The following is a 21653-nucleotide window of genomic DNA, read 5'->3' as shown; positions in this document are numbered from 1 at the left end:
GCGGGGGAGCTTGCTCTCCCGCCTTTTTTATGGCGAAAATTCGTGAGGGTAAGATTTGTTGCGGGGGCTTCCTTAAAATTTTTACCTTGTCCTGCGTTGTTGCGGGCTGCCCCCTGATCTGAAATTAGGGGCGGAAGCTGGCTTCCGGTGATGTTGACCCCGCGTGAGAGGTGTCCTCATGCTGCGAGATGCACTTGTCTGCACCATAAGGAACCGGCTTTGAGCGGGGCTTCATCCATAAAAAAACAGAGGCCCCGTCCGAAGGCGGAGCCCCTGCAAGGAAGGTATGGCGAACCGTTGTCTATTCCGTGGCGGCAACGCAGTGCCCTGCGCCGCTGTAGTACCCGATGGTGCCTTCAACCTTGACTTCGGACATTGCCCCAAACGGGGCCGCGCCGGGTACGCGGAAGGTTTTGACTTCCAGAGGTTCAATGGCTTTTTCTTCCGGCACATCCGCCTGCGGCACCCAGGAGTAGGGGAGGCGATAGGCGCGGTACACCCAGTTCATGGGCAGGCTGATATGGCCCTTGTAGGGGCAGATGTATTCCCACACGATTTCGTGTTCTGCCGTCACTTCAAAAACGCGGCCGTCAGAACCTTCGCAAATAAGCGTGTTGCCGTTGGGCAGGCGCTGGGCAGAGCTGATGAAGGGGCTGTAAAAACGGCTGGCGTCCAGAGGCACGAGGAATCCTGCTTCGTGCGGCGTGTACTGCCACACAATCTTGCGGGCCACGGGGTCTATTTCGAGCACGCGGGAGTAGTCGCGCTGGGCAGCCTTGACGCCCTTGGGCGCGCCGGGATTGGGGTTGCCGTAGCCGCCCCAGCCGCCGTTGTCGTATACCAGAATATTGCCCTCGCCGGGCAGGCCACGGGGGATCATGTGCGCGTGGTGTTGACCAATGATCCAGCCGATGGCCTTGTCTTCGGGGCTGCGGTCATAGTCCGGGCCAAGCTGCCAGACAATCTTGCCGGTTTTTTTATCCAGAATCAGAATGATGTTGGTTTCCCGACCATCAATGATGATGTTGTCGGGATGGAAACGGGCATCGCCAGCCTCAAACCATTTGTTGGGGCCAAGGGTGGACATGGAGTTGACGTGCATCCAGTCGCCCACGCCGGGAGCGTCTTCCATGAGGGTGCCGCCACGGTAGTTGGGGTCGCGACACATGGCGTTGAGCGCGGCCTCGGTGAAGCCCATTTCTTCCGCATGGTCAGAGCAGTTCCATTCCCATACGATGTCGCCGTCCCAGGTGACTTCATAAATCACATCGTCAACCAGCGGTTTGTCGCTGATGTAGGGCTGCACATTGTTTTTGTGGCAAAGCACCAAGGTGTTGCCGGAGTCAATCTTTGGTTCCTGGCCGGGAGCATAGTAGCCCGTGGAGCTGCCTTCGCGCTGAAAATCGTGGTGCTGGCGAGCCATCCACTGCGCCTTCTGGCCGGGATCTTCCACAAATTCGGCGCGGTCAAACTTCCACACGATGTTTCCGTCCCAGTCGATCTGCACAAGATCAAGCTGATCCTGAAGGCCGTGCTTGGGGTGGCGGGTGCCGGTGCTGCCCATGAGCATGCCGCCGGGGAACATCTTGTTGGGAAAGCCATGAACGTCCTTCCACATGCGGATTTCATGACCGTTCATGCCAAGAAGCAGAGCGCCGTTGTCCGGTGCCTGAATGATGGTGAATCCACTCCAGGCTTTTTCCGGATTATAGACCGTAACGCCTGTGGGATAGATAGTCGGGTGTCCCATGACAACCTCCTCGGGTGGGCTGAATGTGCTTACATTGAACCGTTGAGGGCTTTCCGGCAAGCAGTGCAACAACACGCAATGCCGAAGTGAAAGCCTCACGATGGCCGGTCACTGACCTGAGGCCTTTGACCGTGTACGCTGGAATGCTGCCACAAGATAAATGGTCAAAACGTTGTCCTTGCAACATAATTCACAAAAAGGGTACGCTAGGTTCCAAAGCAGGATGAGGAAGGCTGGCATGGTATAAGCCAGAATTCCGCTTTCCGCCTAGAGTTCATCACTTCCCAGGGGGCTGACGTGTCATTTACTGAATTGCTCAGACAGAATGAGTGTTGGCGAAGCGTGGCGCTGACAAAGCCGCGTCTGTTTCGTAAGGGGTATAAATTCTATGACAATCAGCCAGATATGTACTTTCTGGTGAGCGGTAGGGTTCGCCTGATGGCTCTGGCCCCTGATGGAAGTGAAAAAACGCTCTGGTATCTAGGCGATGGCTCATGTTTTAATGAGACGCCAATGTTTATGGACGGGGATAAGAGCATACCCTCTGGGCAAGGCGAGGTGCGCTTTTTTCACGATTGCGCAGAAGATTGCTATATCTGCACATTTACCAGGGAAGATGTACATCGTTTGGGTATGGAACATCCTGAACTATTTTTTAATCTTTGCAAAAGCTACAGTGTAAAAGTTACCCTATTGTCAAAAAATGCCGTTTCGTTATGTATGGAATCACATCTTACACGCATTTGTAAGTTTTTAGCTTCGCGGATTGTGCCGGGCTCAGAACCGCTACGCGCCAAACGCGATATTTCTTACCGCGATATGGCTGACCTGCTCGGCATGCATCGCATCACCCTATACAAGGTGATGCGGCAGGCGCAGGAGCGTGGTTTGTTTTCTTTTGACAAGAACAGCGATGAAATCTTTATTCTCAAGCCGGACGAATTTTACAAAGAGGCACATATGTAGATGAATTGTCCACGGCCTTTTGCAGTGCTTTTTAGTATCGTTTGCATGCTACTATTTTTTGTGTAGCGAAATGCAAAATAATATTAAAAATTTGTTGAATGTATAGGTGTGTTGCATGAATTTGAATCCATGCAACATTTGAACTGTGTAGTTTTGTTAAAAAATTAAATAAATTAGTATATTATAATATCAGGCTAAACAGATTTCCGCTCAAGAAGTGCACAACCTGTAGTAGCTGGACTTCGCAGCTGGATACATTTACTGTAAAATACAAGATGTAATCAGATGCCACGAGGTGCGCAGCGCGCACGGCAGGCACCCTTACGCAGATTCCTCGTTTTTTATAACTGGGCTTGCGACGCAGGGGTGAATAGATGCAATCACTGCTGACCATTGTGAAACTGCCGAAGAGCAATTTTCATCGTCCATCTATCCTGCACATTTCTGCAATGTGGCTGGTTATCATAGGTTGCGCCCTGTTGTTGCTTTCTGATGCCGGTTTTTCCAAATCCGTGGCCAGAGCAGCCACGGCCAATGCACAGGGTGTGCAGCCGGGAATACAAACGGGCAAGCCGCAAACAGCAGTGCACAAGGCCGTGCTCATTCTTTCCGGGTCGCAATATGGCCTCCCTGTTACAGACAACATGGCTGCCGGCACAGTTGAAGTCCTCAGGGAAAAAGGCCTGAGTTTCAACGATATATACGTTGAAATGCTCGATCTTGTCCGTAACAACAATAAATATTGGCGTTCCAGGCTCGCATCCGTATTGCAGGAAAAGATTGCCCAGGCAGACATAGGCCTTGTGGTAGTGCAAAATCAGACTGCGCTGGAATTTTTTGCATATGAGTGCGCTGGCATGGTGCCGTTTGATGTGCCCGTGCTGGCAACCCAGATATCGAATCCTGCGGTATTGTGGCGTGGTCGCCCGCACTCTGTTTTGTATGTGGGCAGTCGCTGGGATATTGCCGGAACGCTCCGCTACGGGCTCGATCTTTTTCCGCAAACGCGTCAGCTGGTTGTAGTTGCCGGAGCATACAATAAACAGTCTTTGTTCCATACTCAGGTGGTTTCGGCCCTGGCCGCATTGCCAGAAAATATCGTGATGGAGGATACTGCGGCATTGTCCTACACGGAAATGCTGGAGCGGATTTCGTCATTGCCCCCAAATACCCTTGTCTTGCTTGGAGCCTATTACAAAGACAGTACTGGGCGCAGTTTTGTTCCCGCCGAGGTGGCCGCCGATGTTGCCAGGCTGGCAAACGCGCCAGTGCTGGCCCTCTATGATGCGCATGTCCTCCAGGGGGCAACGGGGGGGTCTGTTGTAATGACCACAGAGGTCGGGCGGCAAGTCGGCAAAGTCGGTTTTGAGTTTCTGACCGGAATCAGCAAAATTGATGCCGACAACACAGATGCCGCAGTGCTGCCGCAGCCCATGTTTGACTGGGTTCAGTTGCTGCGTTGGGGTGCCGACACCACCAGGTTACCCCCAGATTCCATAGTATTGAACCGCCCGCGAACCATTTGGAGCGAATACCGCAATTCAGTAATTGCCGCAGCGGCAGCCATTGCCATTTTAGCTGTTTTGGCCATTGCCCTGGCAATCCAGAGCCAAAAGCGCAAAAGGGCGGAGCAGGCCACTGCCGCACTTAATGATCAACTGGAGGAGCAGGTTGCCAGCCGTTCAGCCGAGCTTGCCGCGCGTACGGCGGTGTTGCAGACCATATACGACTGCGCCAGCTCCGGCATAGCGCTGATCGCCGACCGTAAATTTATTCGCGGTAACCGCAGGATGCACGAAATGTTTGGCTGGCCAGATGGCGAGATGATCGGCAAGTCTGTTGCAATATGGTATGTGGACAATGCTGCGTACCTTGATGCGGGCAAAATCCCTTACGAGCGGATATGGAACGGTGAAACATATTGCAGGGAAGAAGAACTGGTGCGCCGCGATGGAACCCGTTTTTGGGCACGTATGACGGGCACGGCGGTTGACCCGGCTGACCCTTCCAAGGGGATAGTGTCTGTTATTGACGACATCACAAATGAACGTATGGCAATGGCCCAGATGGCTGAATCCCGGGAACAGGCCGAGGCTGCCAGTGCTGCCAAAAGTATTTTTCTGGCGAGCATGAGCCACGAAATCCGCACACCGCTGAACGCCATAATCGGGCTTGCCCACCTTTTGCGAAAAAGAACGCAAGATAAAGATACAACGGAAAAGCTGGAGCGCGTTCAGGCATCAGGCAGGCATCTTCTCCGTCTTATCAATGATATCCTTGATTTTTCAAAGATTGAAGCTGGCAAGCTCGTTATTGTTGCCGAATCGATGGATATAAGGGCTATCTCCAGCAATGTGATGTCAATTATGGCAGAAAGCGCTTCTGCCAAGGGCATACAGCTGCACGCGGAGTCTGATCCAATGCCCTGTGCGCTCAGGGGCGATGCCCTGCGCGTAACGCAGGCCTTGCTCAATCTGGTGAGCAACGCCATCAAGTTTACGCACTCGGGGCGTGTTGTCATCCGCACTCTGATGGACGCCGAAATGGAATCGCACGTGAGACTCCGCTTTGAAGTGGCAGATACCGGCATAGGCTTTGCCGAGGAGCAACTGCCAAACCTGTTTGCTCCCTTTGAGCAGGCTGATTCTTCCATGTCCAAGCGCTTTGGCGGCACAGGCCTGGGCCTCGCCATCACCAGAAAACTGGCTGAACTCATGGGCGGGCAGGCCGGAGCCCATAGCACATTGGGGCAGGGCAGCACATTCTGGTTTACGGCAGTTTTTGACAAGGTCGAAGGCGCCAGCCTTTTTAAGGCCAGGGAGCAGATCAAGGATGCCTGCAAGGAAATTTCTGTAAATTTTGCAGGCAGCCGTATTTTGCTTGTGGAAGATAATGAAATAAATATGATTGTTGCAACAGAAACACTGGCAGAGGCCCTGCTTGAAGTGGATGTTGCGCGTGACGGGCTGGAAGCTCTCGCCAAGGTGCGCCAAACCAGCCCCGACCATTATGCCCTGGTGCTGATGGATATGCAGATGCCAAATATGGACGGTCTGGAGGCGACCCGCGAGCTGAGAAAGATGCCGCTTGCCCAGCACCTGCCAATCATTGCCATGACGGCCAATGCATTTAATGAAGATCGCGACCGCTGCTTTGCAGCGGGAATGAACGACTTTATTGCCAAGCCGGTGGAACCGGATCAAATGTTTGCAACCATTTTGCGCTGGCTGCGGCGGGGGCAAAACGCTGGCTGATCTGGCCTAGTGGCGTGCGGATATTTTAGTTAGCGGAAATGTTCCCAATTTTTACGAAACGGTGCCGTGCAGGAGATGTCCATGTTCAAAAAAAATTACGCCCTGGCGATGGCCGCAGGCATTGTCATTTTTGCCGTGGGTTTCTGGGCGGGCGGCAGAGGCGCTGTGCTGTTTGAGCCGGGTCAGGCTGTTGCCGCGGTGGCCCCTGCCACTGGCGTGACCAAGACGGTGCTGTTTGAAGCCGATCGCTCATGGGATGGAACGCCCTATGGCTCATACCCGGTCGGGAATGCGGACATCAAGATTGTAAAAATTGTGATTCCTCCCAATTCTCGGTTGGGCAGCCACACCCATCCCATGCCGAACATTGCCTACGTGCATGCGGGCGCGCTGACAGTAAAAAGCGAGGTGGACGGTCTGGAGCGGCAGTTGAAGCAGGGGGACTTTCTGGCGGAAATGGTCAATAGGCCGCACTATGGCTATACGGGCGATGAGGGCGTGGAGCTCTTTCTTGTCTACTGCGGGGTGGCCGGGCAAGCGTTATCCGTCAGCGCAAAATAGCCCACTCTTGGGAGCAAGCGCCCGCCACAAAGGTGTAAGCGCAATTCATTTGCGCTGTTAGCTCCGAAGTGAGCATCTTGAAAGTTTTGAGAATATATATTTTCAAAGCTTAAATGCTATCGGCGAGCCGGGATCTTTCCGGCCCGCCTTTTTTATGGTGTACCCGCCACCGCAATTTTTTACTGGCCGCCATCTCCCGTCTGCTGTTGAGTCGCCTCATGGGTGAGTCGCTCCATCAATTTCTGCATTCTTTGCGCAACATCCGCGTTTTTGACAATTCCGTGGCGGTTCGCAATCCAAGTGGGATCATTCCAGAGCAGGCAAACCCCTTGCGGCGTTTCCACCGCCAGAATCCGCAGGGGCAGATCAAGGGCTGCCTCCGGGGCTTCAAGCATGATGGCTGTGCCCACTGCCGGATTGCCAAAGGTGATCACGCGTGCGCCAGCCATATCAAGGCCTGCTTCAACTGCATTCTGTTTGTGATCCACAATGGAGAAAACAGGGATTTTTGTACTCTCAATGGCTTTCAGCAACCGCTGCCAGACAGTCTCAAGGCTATCCTTCGGGGCTGCCAGTACACGCTGCAAGCCATTGTCAGGGGTGTTCATAATTACACCTGCTTGTGGGTGACTGGTTTATTTTTACTGCGCACAGGGGACAAGCATTGGTCTTCCGGTCAAGGTTCCCAGAGGCTTGTGGGTGGTGTGCCGCAGGCCGCAGTAAATAAGCCAAGCGGGCTGGCAAAGCAGGCACGCTCAGGATGCCACGTAGGAATTCCAGAGCCGGATGGCGGCAGATTCGCTGACTGACCACTGCAAGGGGCAGTTTCCGCAGTCGCAATAAAGGCGGAAGATATCGTGGGTTCTGCCTTCAGGTCTGGATGTTTGGAGCTTGGGGTAGTTGCCGCATTTTATACAGGGCCGAATCACGGGAAGGTTGTCTTTATTCATTGATAAAAACATAGCCCTTGGCAGGGAGGCAGTCAAAGATTTGTTGTAATCAGATAAATTAAACTATGTATATTAATTGCCCTATTGATTCGTAATATTCGGTTATCCGTGCCCCTCTCCCCTTATGCGATTGGTGCAGTTGCACCATCCCCCAGTACCGAAAGACCCCAGTATCAATCTCCATTCTGTGGGATTGCCGGAACATTTCTCCAATTTTTCCTCATCCAGAATGTATTGAAACCAGCTGCTCCCGCAACAGGCTGAGAAGACATGCGCTTTTTGTTTTTTAAGCAGCAAGTTCAGCGAATTACCTCTTGCCATATGAAACTTGAGAAGATCGCTTCCCAAAGCTTCATCAATAATCACGGTTCTCAATATATCGTGTCACCGTTGCCCCCCTTCAATCGGTTGTTTACACAATAAAATATTAATTATCAGAAGCATTTTTAAATAATCGGCAGGAAGAGGGCAGGGAAGACGATTCAAATCTGGAGGCACAATGAAACAGTGGCAAAGGCATGCGGCAGTAATGGCTTTATTGGGGATCATTGGCAGCCCATGTGCTGCAGCCGCCGGTAATGAAGGTAATGGCGAGGTTCAACTTTCTCCTCTGGAAATGGCAGCTTCCAAGGACACCATCGACCATATCACCCAGGTGGACATAGAGCGGAAAACCGCCAGAAACCTTTGGGAAGCCTTGCGCGGCGTGGAGGGGGTGAACCTGCAAACTTCCGCAGGCCGCAATGAGGGAACCATCAGCATTCGTGGCTCCAACCGTTATCAGGTGGGCCTGTATATTGACGATATCCCCGTTGCAACCGCTTATCGCAACGAATGGGACGCCAATAACATCCTGACCTATGGCCTTGAATCCATCGAAGTCTCCAAGGGCTACAGCTCGCCCTTGCTGATCAGCAACAACAACCTTGCGGGTGCAGTGAACCTGCGTACGGCAAAACCCAAAAAAGAGTTTGAAGCCACCGCCAAGTACATGAATTTTTTTGACCGCAACGTGCAGAATCAGGGTCAAATGGCTGCGGCAAGCGTGGGAACCAAGCAGGATCTCTACTACCTCAAGGGAACGTTCATATTCAACAACCAGAACTTTTTCACCTATCCGGCCAGTTTTGATTCTGCGCCCTATCAGCCGGGCAGCCGCGCGCGCAACTCGGACAATCAGACCCTCTCCGGCAATATCATTGGCGGCTGGACGCCCAACGACGATGTGGATGTCATGGTGGGCTACACGCGGCAGCATTTTCAGAAGGGCCAGCCCTTTGATGCCGCCCAAACACGCACGGGCGACGCAACCACCTATCCTTACAAACGCTTTTGGGAATGGCCGGAATACGAAACCAGCCGCGTGTACGCCAATGGTAATTTCAACCTCAGCAGCAAGGCGCACCTGAAGGCTGTTGCCTATTATGACTGGCATCAGGACACCTCCAAAAGCTACACCGACGTGTCCATGACCAAGCGGGACTCTGCGGACAAAACGTATGACCAGTTCACCACTGGCGGGCAGTTGACGTTTGACTATACCTTCAACCCCGCCAACAAGATCGCCCTTTCCGCTGGTTATCGTCTTCTTTCACACAAAGAATACAATGACTACAGCGTGTTTGACGACACAGGCGTGAAGCCGAAGCTCAAGAAAAAGGCCGCTGATGTGGGGTCGCAGCTGGATGAGCATATCACGGAAACCTATACCGATCTGGGCGCGGAATACACCCTTAAGCCCGTGGACAAGCTCACCCTGGTCTTCGGCAGCAGCCTCAGCACCATGGTTCCGCAAACCCTTGAAAGCCGCGATCATACCACGGGCGACATGAACTCCTACAAGGACGGGCTGAGCGACCCCAAGACTTTGTTCAACTATCAGGTCGGGGCCTTCTATGACCTGACGGAACACCATGAAGTGTTCGCCACCTTTGCCAAAAAATCACGTTTTGCCACAATGCGCGAGCGCTACATGCGCACGAATGGCACCCCGGCCAATCCTGATCTTAACCCCGAACAGGCCTATCATTATGAACTGGGCTACAAGGGTATTTTTGGCGACTGGCTCAAGCTCAACAGCAGCGTGTACTACAGCGATGTGACAGACCTGATCACCTCGCAGGGTACTTCTGGCAACATGTCGTTCTCAAACCTGAACCGGGCCACCTTCTACGGTTACGAACTGGGCGCGGAAGCTGTGTTCAACCAGTATGTGAGCGTGGGAGCGGTGTTCAACTACATGCACTGGAACAACTGCACCAACGACGACAAGCTAACCCAGTTGCCCGAGCTTACAAGCACCCTGTACAGCGTCATCACGCCTGTGGAAGGCTTCTCAATCATTCCGCAGGTCAACATGAGCAGCGGCTTCTACTGGAACAGTGCTCCTTACGATACGTATTACCGCAAGGCCCCCGGCTTCACCACCGTGGACCTCAAGGCCGTTTACGATATCAACAAGAACTTTTCCGTGGAAGCTGGCGTGAAGAACATGTTTGATCAGGAATATGCTTACAGCGCCTATTATCCGGAGCCTGGCCGCAGCTTCTTCATGGGTGTTACCGCAACATTCTAATACATTAATCTTAATCGGGTGGGGCCGCCTGCGGGCGGCTCCACTTGGGGCAATAGTATGCAGATCCGCCATACATTTCTGTTTTGGGCAGCGCTTATGCTTGCGGCCTTTTTGCCTTGCACTGAAGCATGCGCGGCAGATGCCACGCTGCCTGCCGCCAGCGGCGATGCCAGAAGCGTCTATTGCCCCACGCCGCCCTCGGCCTTCACGCTCTATGCCTTTGCTCCGGAGCTGCTTGCAGCCTGGAACACCCCTCTGCGGGATTATGAAAAAAAATTTATTCCCCCCCAGTATCACGATCTGCCCATCTTGGGCGGCTGGTACGGGCAGGGATTTATTCCTGACAGGGAAATGCTGCTGGCAAGCGGCATCAAAAAGGCCTTTTACCTTTCCATGAGCATGCACGACCATTTGCCCATAGAGCAGACCCTGACCAGCCTTGGCATGCAGGTATCCAGCGCTCCGGGCGGCAGCATGAAGGATATGGCGGCCTGTTTTTTGACAATGGGGCGGCTGTATAATCGCGAACAGCGCGGGCAGAGCCTTGCGGCCTATGCTGACGCAACGCTGAACCGGGTGGCGGCAGCCATGAAAAATCTGCCAGCAGAGCGGCGCACGCGCGTGTATGTGGCGCTGGAAGCCAACGGGCTTGCCTCGGTCTGTAAGGATTCCGAGCGTTCGGAGGTGCTTGAAGCCGCAGGCGCGGACAGTGTGCACATGTGCCCGCCAGGCACGGAAAACGCCCAGCTCAAGGTCACGTTTGAACAGGTCATGGCCTACAATCCGGATGTGGTGCTGGTATTCCACCCCAATCTTATGCGCCGCATACGTACGGACCCCCAATGGTCGGCCTTGCCTGCGGTGCAGGCGGGCAGGGTGTATTTTATCCCGCGCGGCCCCTTCAGCTGGATAGAGCGCCCCGCAACCTACATGCGGCTCATGGGCGTGCAATGGCTGGCAAATCTGTTGCATCCCGATCTGTACGCCGTGGACATCAAGGCTGAGAGCCGCCGATTCATGAAACTGTTTTTTAATCTGGATATGAACGATGCGCAGATAAGCGAGCTTTTTGAACCTTATGGCACGTTCTGAAAAAATTTTGCTCTGGCTGGGGGTGATGCTGGTTGCCGCGGTGCTGCTTTCGCTGCACATGGGGCGCTACCCTCTGGACATGGGCGCACTCTGCCGCGCGCTTGCCGATGCATGGGCTGGAAACACGCTCAGCCCGGATCAAAAACAAGTGCTGTTTCTGTTTTTTAATCTGCGGCTGCCGCGCATTGTCACAGCTCTGCTGGTGGGCGCAAGCCTTGCGGTATCTGGCAGCGTGTATCAGGCCATGTTTCAGAATCCGCTGGTGTCGCCCGGTATTCTTGGGGTGCAGCACGGGGCGGCTTTTGGCGGGGCCGTGGGCATTCTGGCTTTTTCATCCATGGCGGCCACGCAGGTGCTGGCATTTATTGGCGGCGCGCTGGGTGTGGGCCTTGCCCTGTTTTTTTCCATGCTTTACCCAAAGGCGCGTTTTCTTGCCCTGCTCATCGGCGGTATGGTGAGCAGCTCCTTTTTTGTGGCCCTGACCTCGCTTGTGCAGTACGTGGCAGACCCCAACAGGCAGTTGCCCGAAATTGTTTTCTGGCTCATGGGTTCGCTTTCGCGCACAGAGCCGCGCCACCTTGCATGGGGGGCCCCGCTCATGCTCTGCGCGTTGGCCTTTATCTGCCTTAACGGCAAGGTCGTGAACGCGCTTTCCATGGGCGACGACGAGGCCATGGCCCTGGGCGTGAACAGTACGCGCATGAAGATGCAACTGATTGCGGCGGCAACGCTAGCGTGTTCGCTGACTGTTGTCATGGCTGGCGTCATCAACTGGGTTGGCCTTGTCATCCCGCACGTGATGCGTTTTATCTGCGGGCCGGACAATCGCCTGGGCCTGCTGAATTCCGCCTTGGGCGGCGCGCTTTTTATTCTGCTGACGGATTCCTTCATCCGCACAATCTGGACTGTGGAACTGCCGCTGGGCATTGCCACCTCGATCATCCTGTTGCCGCTGTTTGCCTTTAGCCTGTGGTACGACTGGAAGAGACGCTATGATTGAAGTGCGTGACCTCACCCTTGGCTACTTTGATGCCGCGCCTGTGCTGCAGCAGGTTTCTCTGCGCGTGGGCCGGGGGGAAGTGGTGAACGTGCTTGGCCCCAACGGTTGCGGCAAAACAACGTTGCTCCGGGCCATTCTGGGATTTTTGCCCGTGCCGCCCCGCAGCATTTTTCTGGAAGGCCGCCCGCAGGAAGAAATCTCGCGGCGGGATCTTGCGCGCACACTGGCCTATGTGCCCCAGATGCATACGGGCGTTTTTGCCTATCAGGTCCTTGATGTGGTGCTTATGGGGCGCACAGCCCGCAGCCCATGGCTCAGGTTCTCCGCCGAGGATGTTGGTAGAGCCATGACCGCTCTGGAGCAGGTACGCATGGCAGGTTACGCGCGTAAATCCTATCTGGAGTTATCCGGCGGGCAACGGCAGCTTGTGCTTATTGCGCGGGCCTTGTGTCAGGAGTGTTCTGCTTTGGTCATGGATGAGCCAGTTACCGGGCTGGATTACGGCAACCAGTTTCATTTGCTGGAGCTGATTGGCGAACTTTCCGGCTCCGGGCCGGCGATCATGCTGACCACCCACCATCCAGAACAGGCGGTGTATCTGGGCGGGCGAGCCATACTGCTCAAGGCGGGGCATGTGGTTGCGGACGGCCCGGTTTCCACCACTGTTACCGTGCCGCAGATCAAGGATCTGTACAACCTGCCCCCCCGGGCACAGCGCTGGATGCACCTTACAAAGCCGGATGCGCCATGAGTATGGAACCCGTAGCCGATAGACAAATTTTTGCCGCTCCCTATCTTGAGGAGCCGCCCGCAAAATCGCATACCAGAGGCCCGTGGTTTTTTGCGGCCTCCTTTGCGGCGCACATTGCGGTGTTGGGCATACTCTGGTTCTTGGGCAGCCTCTTGCCGTCCACGGGCAATGGCGACTTTGACGGGGTGGTGATCACCCTGACTTACGGCAAGCCGGGTTCCGGCACCGCCGGAGAGCCAGCCGCTGGTGGCGGCGGTGGCATTCAGACGGAACAGAATGCAGCATCGCAGGCAGATGCGGCGTCACCTGCCGCAGAGGCGGCAGCCGTTCAAGAAGAGACAAGCCCCGCACCCCAAAAGCAGGATAAATCCGCCGAACCCACCGTGGCGGATTCCCAATCTCCCCTTGCCAGACCTCGGCTTGCCGAAAAAGTAGCGGCAAAAAAAACAGCCGATGCTTCGCCAAAGGAAAAGCCGCATCCCGACAAAGCCGATAAACAGGCAAAAGCCAAATCCCGCAAGGAACAGAATGTTCAGCAACGGGAGCAGGCAGACAACAATACGACAGCCAAAGTCGCCGACCTGAAACCGTCTGCCACCACTGCTGGCGCAAGTTCAGGCGTAGAGCCTGGCGCTGGCAGCGGCGCAAACCAGAGCAAACTACAAGGGCAGGGCATGTCTTTGGCAGAGGGATCAGGGCCGGGGCGCGGCAGCGGCAGCAGCGGGCAGGGCAACGGGGCCGCCAGTGAAGGGCAGGGTGATGCCGGGGGCTACCTTAAGGGCAATTACGAATACATCAAAAAGCGCATCCGCAAATATCTGGAATACAGCCCGCAAGCCAAGCGCATGGGCATTCAGGGGCTTGTGTATGTGGCCTTTACTATCACTAGAGACGGCTCGGCGCAAAATGTGGAGCTGCGCACCAGCAGCGGTTTTGATTCGCTGGACGAATCGGCGTTGGAAGCCGTGCACCGGGCATCGCCCTTTGCGCCGCCGCCGCAGGCCGCCCGAGTGGTTGTACCCATACAGTTCAGCCTCAAGTAGCAGAAAGCCCATCCTGTGGGGCCGGGGGGGAGAGCTATATTTTCCAGAACATGACAGCCAGCTTTGATTCCACCTTTTCCTGAATAATCCCGTCGCGGCAGAGGCTTGCCAGTTTCTTGCGCATTTCGGTTTTCAGACTGTCAGAAATTGTCATCATGCAGGTGAAATAATTGAGGTGCATCAGTTCCGCATCCTCAAAGGTCGTTTCGCTTTCCCACGCCCGGTCAAAGTATTCCACCTCAGGATAAAAACCCATCAGAAACAGCATGTTGAAAGCGCAGAAGAAACTGCGGGCAATGCGGGCCTTCTGTTCGTCCCAGTCGAGCATGTTCTTGAGCTGATCCCTGACAGAATGGCGCATTTCCACATGCGTGATCATGCAGCAGGCGCGGCTGGAGGCGGCAATCATCTTTTCCAGCGTTGCGCGGTTGTTGATGGCTGGCGTGCGCGATGCAAAAACCAGATCGAATTGTTTGCGCCAGCCCATGCTGTCGATGTCTGCCGCCTGCCAGTCCAGAACCCGAAAACTGGCGTTGGGGCAGTTGTCTTCAACGGCATTGGCCTTTGCCAGATCAATCATGTTGGGCGCAAGGTCAAAGCCTTCCACCCGGCCCACCAGCGGGGCCATTTCAAGGCTTTGCGCGCCGGGGCCGCAGCCGATATCCAGCACCGCGCTGTTGTGGTCAAGGGCCGCCTTGCGCGCAAGGTGTTCCATCAGGCGCTGGCGGTGTTCGTCCGCAGTTTTGCGGCGAATGCGCTTGTTGAACGAGGGCGCGCGCTTGTTCCAGAACTCCTGCGCATCCTTGCGGTCTGGCTGGTAATCGACCCAAAGCTTCTCAAAAGATTCAATATTCACTGGGCACCGCCGGGCAGCAGATTTACCTTGAGGCCTCCGCTGGCAAAAATAGCCTCGCAGTTGTTGTCTTTAAGGGCGCGGGCCATGCCTGCGGCATTTTCCACCACCAGGCCGGAAAGCGAGGCAAAACCGTGCCGGAACAGCAGGGGATGCATGGGGGTGCTTGGCCCGACCATAAAAACCTTGGCCTTCCGGGTCAGTTCCAGCAGGCGGGTGATGGTTTTATTGATGAATGTTGTGCCCGTGACAAAAACAATATCCTGCTCCGGCAGAACGTATTCCGCTGCTGCATCGGGCAGGTCGCCGGGCTGTGGATTGCGCTCAAGAATGCACATGTCGCAGTGCTGGCGCAGCATGCGCAAACCGGGAAAATGCCCGATCACCGCAACTCTTTTACCTGTAGCCTCTGCAAGAAAAAATTTGAAGGCATCTCCGGGCATGCGGTTTATACCGGGCTGGATGGGGCTTTCGGGCCGCAGGGCCAGAGTGTTGTTGGCGGCATTAAGGGCCGCAAGGCCGATGGAGGCCTGATTGAAATCCCACGATTTTAGGCGTTTGGCCACCTTGCGCAAGGGCTGGCCGACAATTTCATACGGGGAGAGCGCGGGATCCTGCGCGCCCGGCATGGTCGGGAAATGCTGGGCCATGCCCACGCCCCCGGCGTCTGATTCCACCATCAGCCAGTGATCGCCGTAAACAAAGGATTTAACCAGCTCCTTTGACGGAACGGAATCAACCAGTTCGTCATACAAATGCCAGCGGTTATGCATGGCTGCCTCCAATGGGGCTGTAGTATGCGCCGTTGAGGCATGCCCGGCAGTATGTTTTGCCATCCTGCACAACTTCCTTGCAATCCAGCACGTCCTCGCCGCAGACGCAGCAGGTTGCAATGCGCGCTGGCGGGCCGGGCAGTTCGCCCTCCGGCATGGCGATGCTCACAGGCTGGCAGGAAAAAATGTCGCTGTCGGCGTAGCCTTCCCAAAAGGCGAGCTGGGCGGCTTTATCCGCATGGTGGGGCGGCCTGTCGGAGGTGATGACGCTGACCCGCACGGCCTTGCCGCTTTTCAAATCCAGAAAGGACATGGCTGTTTTGCCGTAGCTGTGCATCTTGACCCGTCTGCGGCCCACGGTCACTCCTGTAACCACGTAGGAGGCATCTGCAATGCAGCGGTCTGTCTCCAGAAAAATGACCAGATCGCGCATATCGTCATGCGGCGACATGCCAAGCGCTTTTAACGCCATCAAGGTCATGCGGATGCCCAGAATCTGCCCGCTGCAAATATGCCCGTGATACTGTTCGGCTTTTTCAAGGTAAGGTTTTATATCTTGCATAATTTTTATGTGTAAGAGTGTTTGTATGTTCAAATGCGTATATTTTATTATATGCCCGCACGCTGGTTGTCATGCTGGTATCTGTTTCAATAAAAGCGTGAACATTGTGCGGTAGCAATAATGCGGGCTGCATCGGCGGGTGGAGGCCAACAACGTCCAAGGAAACGCCGGGAACATTTAGCTGCGGCGGAGGCGCGTGCGCAGAAAGGCGGAAGGGCAGGGTGGATGGAACGGGAGGGGCGGGAGCTGGCGGTGGGTATACGTGCACTGTCAGACGGGCGCGCCAAAGCTGCGATATCCGGGGCTGGAACTGTCGCTTGTGCCCTTGACCCCGGAGTGCTAGTAATAATGCATAGCATAACTCCAGAAAGGGGGACTCATTATGGCCCAGAATACGAGAGTTGATGACTACACCACCTGCCCGGCTTGTCAGGGCAAGGGAAAAGACGATGCTGGCACAAAGTGTTTTGAGTGCAACGGAACAGGCAAAAAGCAGCAAGCCTGCACTGTTCCCGAAGGCCCGGAACATGAAGGCGTTTGCGACTAGCACCGAGCGGCCCCATTAACGAACATAACTTGCCTCCTGATCAAACCTGCATGGCAGGCAGAAATCAGGATGATACAAATGCTCGGCTTTCTCCGCTAAAGGAGAAAGCCGAGCATGTTTTTTGGGGGGGCAAATTATCTATGCCCGGGAATGAAAGCCACTTCAGCGCATGAGGAGCAGTATTGATTAGGTTTATTGCGAATGCAATGGCTGCCTATTTGTAAAAACAGCCTATGTTATTGTCATGCTATTTTTGCCGCTACGAAAAAATGGAATTGCTTACTTTAATGCAAGACCATCACGGTATGCATCACCAACTTTATCTCCAATTGAAAGATATATTTTATTCATCCAATCAAAAGCAAGGGGATGGAATTTTTCAAATGATACTTTTCCACCTTCTCCAAGAATTCGTTCATCAAGGCTAACGTTTACAATCTCTCCAACAAGCCTCCAATTTTTTTCATCATAATTTTTTAGCCTGCATTCAACGGAAAAGGGCAGTTCATTAATGATAGGGGCATCAACGAATTCAGATTTTGTCGTGTGGAATCCAGATTTATCAAATTTATCTTCGACCTTATTCCCTGTTGCTATCCCAAGATAATCACAGGCTATTTTATTTTCTACATCCGCCATGCTGACAACAAAAGAGCCTCTGGTAAGAATTCCCTTTAATGTATGGCGCTGTGATGCAACTGTTATGGAAATCTCTGTCTCATTACTGATACCACCCCAAACCGCTAGCATGGCACAAGGCTTCTTATTTTCATCATACGATGAAAGTATTAGCACTGGCATTGGCATAACATATGGTTTGGCCCCAATATTTATTCTTGGCATAATCTATTCTTCCTTCGTAATTTTCGACTTGTCACTCTGGAAATAGCTTGATTTCAGCAAACACCTTGTGCAGGTGATGTTCGTCAAACAGCAGATGTTCGCAGCGGTAAACCCGGTTCATCGGAGGCATCTGCCATGCACTTCAGCACGTCAAAGAGTTTATCTTAGTCATCCTGCCCCTCAACACGTATTAGCGCTTGGGCAGGGCCAAGCTCAGGAGAAGTCCCCAGCAAGAGAATGCGTTCTGGCATTAGATGTAGAGGGCTATTTTTAACATAGTGGCGTTACCCCAACAAAAAAAGCCCTCGCGGTTATTCACCGTGAGGGCTAAATTCTGTGGAGCCAGCTAAGAGACTTGAACTCTTGACCTGCTGATTACGAATCAGCTGCTCTACCAACTGAGCTAAGCTGGCAACCGACATGAAGTGCCAAAAAACAGGGCCGTTGTCAAGCGGATAGGTCTGCTCGGCTTACGCGCATTCCACCACAAGGGGGATAACATGCAGCTCGCGACTCACTTCTTCCGTGTGGCCCAGCTTCCACTTGGTGGATTCCGCAGGCCAGCCGAGGTGAGAAGCAACTTCGCGCGCAACGCCAGCCACATTCAGGATGGGGTGCCGCTGAAAAACCTGGGGCAGCCCATAGGTCAGGTTGCAGGCAAGGCATTTGCCGGGGCGCTGGCGCAGTTCAAAAGCCAGCTTGGCCTTTTGCGGCTCAACGCTGCGGCAAACCAGGCCGATGTCGTAAGCGCCTTCTTCCGCGCCGCCAAAGAGCGCGTCAAAAAATTCATCTGCACGGCCAGCGGGAAAAATCTTGTCCAAAAAGGTCTGATCCAGGTTCTGCATGGTCATAAACATCCTCTGTCATTACATGAGCGGTGTTTGTATTCAAATGGCCGTCAGGCCACAAGCGCGCGTAGCATCTCGCGCCCAAGGCGGATATCATCGCCATCAAGGCGCGAAAGCGAAAAATATGGTATCAGCTCCGCAGGGCTGGCGGCATCGCCGCCGGGATTGCACCCGGCAAGCGCGCCGAGCAATCCGGTTATTCTGCGCGGGTCTGCGCCCATCTGCCGCAGGTTGCGCAGCGCGAGGCTCTGGTGCCTTTTGGCAAGGCGTTCCCCCTCGTCATCCAGAAGCAGCGGCACATGCGCATAAGCGGGAGCACCATAGCCCAGGAGCTTGAGAAGAGCAATCTGCCTCGGCGTTGAAATGAGGATGTCGCGCCCGCGCACCACCTGATTTATGCCCATGAGCGCATCGTCCACGGTCACGGCAAGCTGGTAGGCCACAACGCCGTCAGAACGGCGCAGGGCAAAGTCGCCCCCGCAGTCGGCAAGCGTGTACGATTGCGGCCCAAACACAGTATCGGTGAAATTCACAGGCCCGTCCGGGCAGCGCAAACGCAGGCAGGGGCGGCGGCCTGACTCCAGCAAGGCCTGCCGCTGCGCCTGATTCAGGCTGCGGCATGTGCCAAGGTAGGGCGCTCCAGCATCATCAACATGCGGCGCACCTGCCATGCTGCGCAATTCCTTGCGTGTGCAAAAGCATGGATAAGTCAGCCCAGCGCTTTCAAGCTGTGCAATGGCCGCCGCATAGTGCTGGCCCCTGCGGCTTTGCTCAAACGGCCCCATGCTTCCGCCAGCCGGTTCCGGCTTGTCCGGGCCATAATCCCAATCCAGGCCAAGCCAGGTCAGGTCTTCAATGAGGGCTGCGGTGTATTCGGGGCGTGAGCGCTGCGGATCGATATCTTCAATACGCAGTACCACCTCGCCAGCGCTGGCCCGGGCGGCTAGCCATGCAAGCAAAAAGGCCCAGGCGTTGCCAAGGTGGATATAGCCGGTAGGGCTGGGAGCCAGCCTGCCGCGAATAACAGGCGCGGCGTGCATAAAACTATTTTTTGTTCCAGGGCATGGCCGAAAGCAGTATGCCCAGACCGCAAAAGCCTGTCACGCCTGCAGACACAAGCCCCGCGCCCACAAAGGCCGAAAGCCACAGCATTGAGGGCCACGCCAGGGAGCCGAGCACTCCAGCCAGCACCAGCCCGCCAGCGCCAATCTGAATCTGTCGAAAAATGGGCAGCGTCTGTTTGGAAGTTTCCACAGGCAGCCCCTGTTTGGCCCAGGCGCTGACGCCGCCTTCCACCTGCCATGCGGGGCCTGCCGCAAGTTTTTGCAGCAGGTCGCTGTTCTTGGTGGTGCGGTTGCCGGAATTGCAGGTAAATATAATGGGGAGTTCAGCGGTGGCGGGGCGCAGATCCATCCATGAAATGACAGAAAGGGGGGCCGCTTCGGCACCGGGAACGCGCAAGGCGGCGAGTTCGTCCGCCTCACGCACGTCCACAAGGCGAGCCTTGTTATCCTGCAGCATCTTCAGTGCTTCTGCAGGAGAAATATTGGGAAGCATCAATTATGTCCTATGAATTCTTTTCCCGGTTTTTGGCGGGAGTTTTTTTGCTTTTGCCATCATCAGACTTGGAAGAGGCCACCTTGCCGTCGCTCTTGTCCTTTTTGCCGGATTCAGACTTGGCAGACTCGTGCTTGGTGGATTCGCCCTTGGATGCGCTGGACTTGGAGGAGCCAGACTTGCTGTCGCTCTTGGCGGCTTCCGCCTTATGGCTTTCAGCCTTGCGCGCTTCAGCCTTGGGGGCGTCAGATTTGCGGGCCTCGCTCTTGCGCTCGGACTTTTCAGCTTCAGCCTTTGAAGAACCGGATTTGGACGAAGAGGCGCTGCTCTTTTTGTCCGACTTGTCTTCCTTGACGGATGCCTTGCTTGAAGACCTGGAGGACGACTTGTCAGCCTTTTCCACCTCGATCTTGCGGGTGGAGTGCTTTTTGTCCAGACTGGCCACTTCCACAAACTGCTCGCGCGATTTGGAAGGATTTTTATCCCTGGAGCGGTCTTTGTCTTTTTCTTTGCCGCGATCCTTGCTGCTCTTTTTGTGGTCGTCGTTGCTGGCAACGCTGGTGCGGGAGGAGGGCTTGTGGCTGCGATAAATATCGCGCACGGCCTTTTCTTCCGCGTAGTCATTCAGGCGGGTCTGGGCTTCGGCCACAAGATTTTCGGTGCCGTCCATCTTGACGCGTCGGGCACCGAGGAATGTGCCTTTGAAATAAGGGTCGTCCAGAGAATTGATACGCACGGTGGTGCGGCGGTGGGGGCTGTGGATGAATTTGCCATCGCCCACATAAATGCCGGTGTGATAGCCTCGACGGGGGTGACGGAAGGCGACAATATCGCCAACCTGCATTTCTTCCACATTATTGATGCGCTTGCCCACAACCGACTGTTCACGGGCGGTGCGCGGCAGGCTCACGCCAACGCTTTTGTAGGCCCAGCAGACAAATCCCGAGCAGTCAAATCCGCCCGGCGACATGCCGCCGGGAACATATGGGGTGCCGATGGCAGACCGTGCCTTGCGCAAAAGCTGCTGGCTGCCCTGCTGCTCATTGTTGTCAAAAGCAGCTTCATAAGAACGGCGAAAACGCTGTTCCGCTTGTGTGCTGTAGTCTCCACGCTGGTTGTTTTTTACTGCGCAGCCAAAGGTCATGGCGCAAGCCAGAGTCAGCGCACACAGTTTCAGGCATCTACCCATCGGCACTCCGTGTGGGTTGCGCCGCAGCACAAGGCAACGGCGGGTCACGCAAAAAAAACGGGAATAACCCCGTTTGTCTGTAATTGGTCAAGCCTTGATGTCTAAAAGCGTACCCAGCATGGTATCACTGGTGCGCACTACCTGCGCGTTTGCCTCATAGGCGTGCTGGGTGGAGATCATCTGAGTGAATTCCCGCCCAAGATCCGTACCGCTGGGTGCGGATGCTTCCAGGGGAATACCGGAAGTGACATCAAGAACGGCGTTGGCGGCATTCCAGTCCGAGCTGGGGCCGACCTTTGATCCCGCGTCTTTCAGCGCGGCTTCAAAGCTGACGCCCTGATCGTTGGCGTTGCTGGAGTAGACGGCACGGCGCGGCTCAAAACCAGCCGTACTGACGTTGGCTACATTATGCGCTGTAACAGCCGTGCCCCACGAAAAGGCATTCAAGGCTGACGCGCCGATCTGTAGGCTACTGCTACTCATCATTCACACCTTACGGCTTAACTAGCACAAGTATTACCCGAATACAAAAACTTTTT

Annotated in this window: 20 protein-coding genes and 1 tRNA gene; 9 read left to right on the top strand and 12 right to left on the bottom strand. The window is 54.8% G+C overall.

The window, feature by feature from the left end; all coding sequences use genetic code 11:
- Window positions 1–301 precede the first annotated feature (301 nt).
- Complete coding sequence (locus QZ383_RS09000) at window positions 302–1750, bottom strand: aryl-sulfate sulfotransferase (RefSeq protein WP_291444810.1); 1449 nt, start codon at window positions 1748–1750, stop codon at window positions 302–304.
- Between the two features lie 297 nt (window positions 1751–2047).
- On the opposite strand from QZ383_RS09000, the gene QZ383_RS08995 reads away from it, so the two are divergent.
- The 3 genes from QZ383_RS08995 (at window position 2048) to QZ383_RS08985 (ending at window position 6531) form a co-directional block, all read left to right on the top strand.
- Entirely contained in the window at window positions 2048–2716 is a 669-nt protein-coding gene (locus QZ383_RS08995) for a Crp/Fnr family transcriptional regulator (protein ID WP_291444808.1), read from the top strand.
- 374 nt (window positions 2717–3090) lie between these two features.
- Complete coding sequence (locus tag QZ383_RS08990) at window positions 3091–5970, top strand: ATP-binding protein (RefSeq protein WP_291444806.1); 2880 nt, start codon at window positions 3091–3093, stop codon at window positions 5968–5970.
- Between the two features lie 81 nt (window positions 5971–6051).
- Window positions 6052–6531 (top strand): cupin domain-containing protein, encoded by a 480-nt coding sequence (locus QZ383_RS08985; RefSeq protein WP_291444803.1) that lies wholly within the window; start codon window positions 6052–6054, stop codon window positions 6529–6531.
- A gap of 179 nt (window positions 6532–6710) precedes the next feature.
- Here the strand turns inward: QZ383_RS08985 and QZ383_RS08980 are convergent, their stop codons facing one another.
- Complete coding sequence (locus tag QZ383_RS08980) at window positions 6711–7139, bottom strand: DUF302 domain-containing protein (protein ID WP_291444802.1); 429 nt, start codon at window positions 7137–7139, stop codon at window positions 6711–6713.
- A gap of 841 nt (window positions 7140–7980) precedes the next feature.
- Here QZ383_RS08980 and QZ383_RS08975 point away from each other — a divergent pair.
- From QZ383_RS08975 to QZ383_RS08955, 5 genes are read left to right on the top strand one after another with little or no spacing between them, the layout of a single operon-like run.
- A complete protein-coding gene (locus tag QZ383_RS08975; RefSeq protein WP_291444800.1) occupies window positions 7981–10056 on the top strand; it encodes a TonB-dependent receptor in 2076 nt (691 codons plus the stop codon).
- A 57-nt stretch (window positions 10057–10113) separates the two neighbouring features.
- Window positions 10114–11148: an ABC transporter substrate-binding protein gene (locus QZ383_RS08970; RefSeq protein ID WP_291444798.1), complete on the top strand. Its 1035-nt coding sequence runs from the start codon at window positions 10114–10116 to the stop codon at window positions 11146–11148.
- Window positions 11135–12148 (top strand): iron ABC transporter permease, encoded by a 1014-nt coding sequence (locus QZ383_RS08965; RefSeq protein ID WP_291444797.1) that lies wholly within the window; start codon window positions 11135–11137, stop codon window positions 12146–12148. Before QZ383_RS08970 ends, QZ383_RS08965 begins: the two co-directional genes overlap by 14 nt.
- Window positions 12141–12899 carry an ABC transporter ATP-binding protein gene (locus QZ383_RS08960; RefSeq protein ID WP_291444795.1) on the top strand — a complete coding sequence of 253 codons (759 nt, stop codon included), beginning with the start codon at window positions 12141–12143 and terminating at the stop codon, window positions 12897–12899. Before QZ383_RS08965 ends, QZ383_RS08960 begins: the two co-directional genes overlap by 8 nt.
- Window positions 12896–13942, top strand: a complete 1047-nt coding sequence (locus QZ383_RS08955) for an energy transducer TonB (RefSeq protein ID WP_291444793.1) — start codon at window positions 12896–12898, stop codon at window positions 13940–13942. The genes QZ383_RS08960 and QZ383_RS08955 overlap by 4 nt, the downstream gene beginning before the upstream one ends.
- Before the next feature lie 34 nt (window positions 13943–13976).
- Here QZ383_RS08955 and QZ383_RS08950 read toward each other — a convergent pair whose 3' ends face one another.
- Genes QZ383_RS08950 through QZ383_RS08940 form a run of 3 tightly spaced genes read right to left on the bottom strand, consistent with a single transcriptional unit; the run spans window position 13977 to window position 16130 of the window.
- Window positions 13977–14798: a class I SAM-dependent methyltransferase gene (locus QZ383_RS08950; RefSeq protein WP_291444792.1), complete on the bottom strand. Its 822-nt coding sequence runs from the start codon at window positions 14796–14798 to the stop codon at window positions 13977–13979.
- Window positions 14795–15568, bottom strand: a complete 774-nt coding sequence (locus QZ383_RS08945; protein ID WP_291444791.1) for a DUF364 domain-containing protein — start codon at window positions 15566–15568, stop codon at window positions 14795–14797. The genes QZ383_RS08950 and QZ383_RS08945 overlap by 4 nt, the downstream gene beginning before the upstream one ends.
- Window positions 15561–16130 carry an FmdE family protein gene (locus QZ383_RS08940; protein WP_291444790.1) on the bottom strand — a complete coding sequence of 190 codons (570 nt, stop codon included), beginning with the start codon at window positions 16128–16130 and terminating at the stop codon, window positions 15561–15563. Before QZ383_RS08940 ends, QZ383_RS08945 begins: the two co-directional genes overlap by 8 nt.
- Before the next feature lie 382 nt (window positions 16131–16512).
- On the opposite strand from QZ383_RS08940, the gene QZ383_RS08935 reads away from it, so the two are divergent.
- Window positions 16513–16677 carry a chaperone protein gene (locus QZ383_RS08935; protein WP_215647424.1) on the top strand — a complete coding sequence of 55 codons (165 nt, stop codon included), beginning with the start codon at window positions 16513–16515 and terminating at the stop codon, window positions 16675–16677.
- Window positions 16678–16956: 279 nt separating this feature from the next.
- Here the strand turns inward: QZ383_RS08935 and QZ383_RS08930 are convergent, their stop codons facing one another.
- From QZ383_RS08930 to QZ383_RS08900, 7 genes are all read right to left on the bottom strand, one after another.
- Complete coding sequence (locus QZ383_RS08930) at window positions 16957–17520, bottom strand: flavin reductase (RefSeq protein ID WP_215647423.1); 564 nt, start codon at window positions 17518–17520, stop codon at window positions 16957–16959.
- A 337-nt stretch (window positions 17521–17857) separates the two neighbouring features.
- A tRNA-Thr gene (locus tag QZ383_RS08925) sits at window positions 17858–17933 on the bottom strand.
- Window positions 17934–17990: 57 nt separating this feature from the next.
- On the bottom strand, window positions 17991–18371 hold the full coding sequence (locus QZ383_RS08920) for a hypothetical protein (protein ID WP_365861550.1): 381 nt from the start codon (window positions 18369–18371) through the stop codon (window positions 17991–17993).
- A 47-nt stretch (window positions 18372–18418) separates the two neighbouring features.
- A complete protein-coding gene (gene gluQRS, locus QZ383_RS08915; RefSeq protein ID WP_291444787.1) occupies window positions 18419–19408 on the bottom strand; it encodes a tRNA glutamyl-Q(34) synthetase GluQRS in 990 nt (329 codons plus the stop codon).
- Between the two features lie 4 nt (window positions 19409–19412).
- Window positions 19413–19925: a rhodanese family protein gene (locus tag QZ383_RS08910; RefSeq protein ID WP_291444785.1), complete on the bottom strand. Its 513-nt coding sequence runs from the start codon at window positions 19923–19925 to the stop codon at window positions 19413–19415.
- A gap of 10 nt (window positions 19926–19935) precedes the next feature.
- Window positions 19936–21114, bottom strand: a complete 1179-nt coding sequence (locus QZ383_RS08905) for a C40 family peptidase (protein WP_291444783.1) — start codon at window positions 21112–21114, stop codon at window positions 19936–19938.
- 87 nt (window positions 21115–21201) lie between these two features.
- Window positions 21202–21597, bottom strand: a complete 396-nt coding sequence (locus tag QZ383_RS08900; protein ID WP_291444781.1) for a flagellar basal body rod C-terminal domain-containing protein — start codon at window positions 21595–21597, stop codon at window positions 21202–21204.
- Window positions 21598–21653: the final 56 nt, after the last annotated feature.

Source organism: Desulfovibrio sp. (assembly GCF_019422935.1).
Lineage (GTDB): Bacteria > Desulfobacterota > Desulfovibrionia > Desulfovibrionales > Desulfovibrionaceae > Desulfovibrio.
Note: the sequence above shows the minus strand (reverse complement) of the source record. Positions and strands in the feature narration are given on the sequence as shown.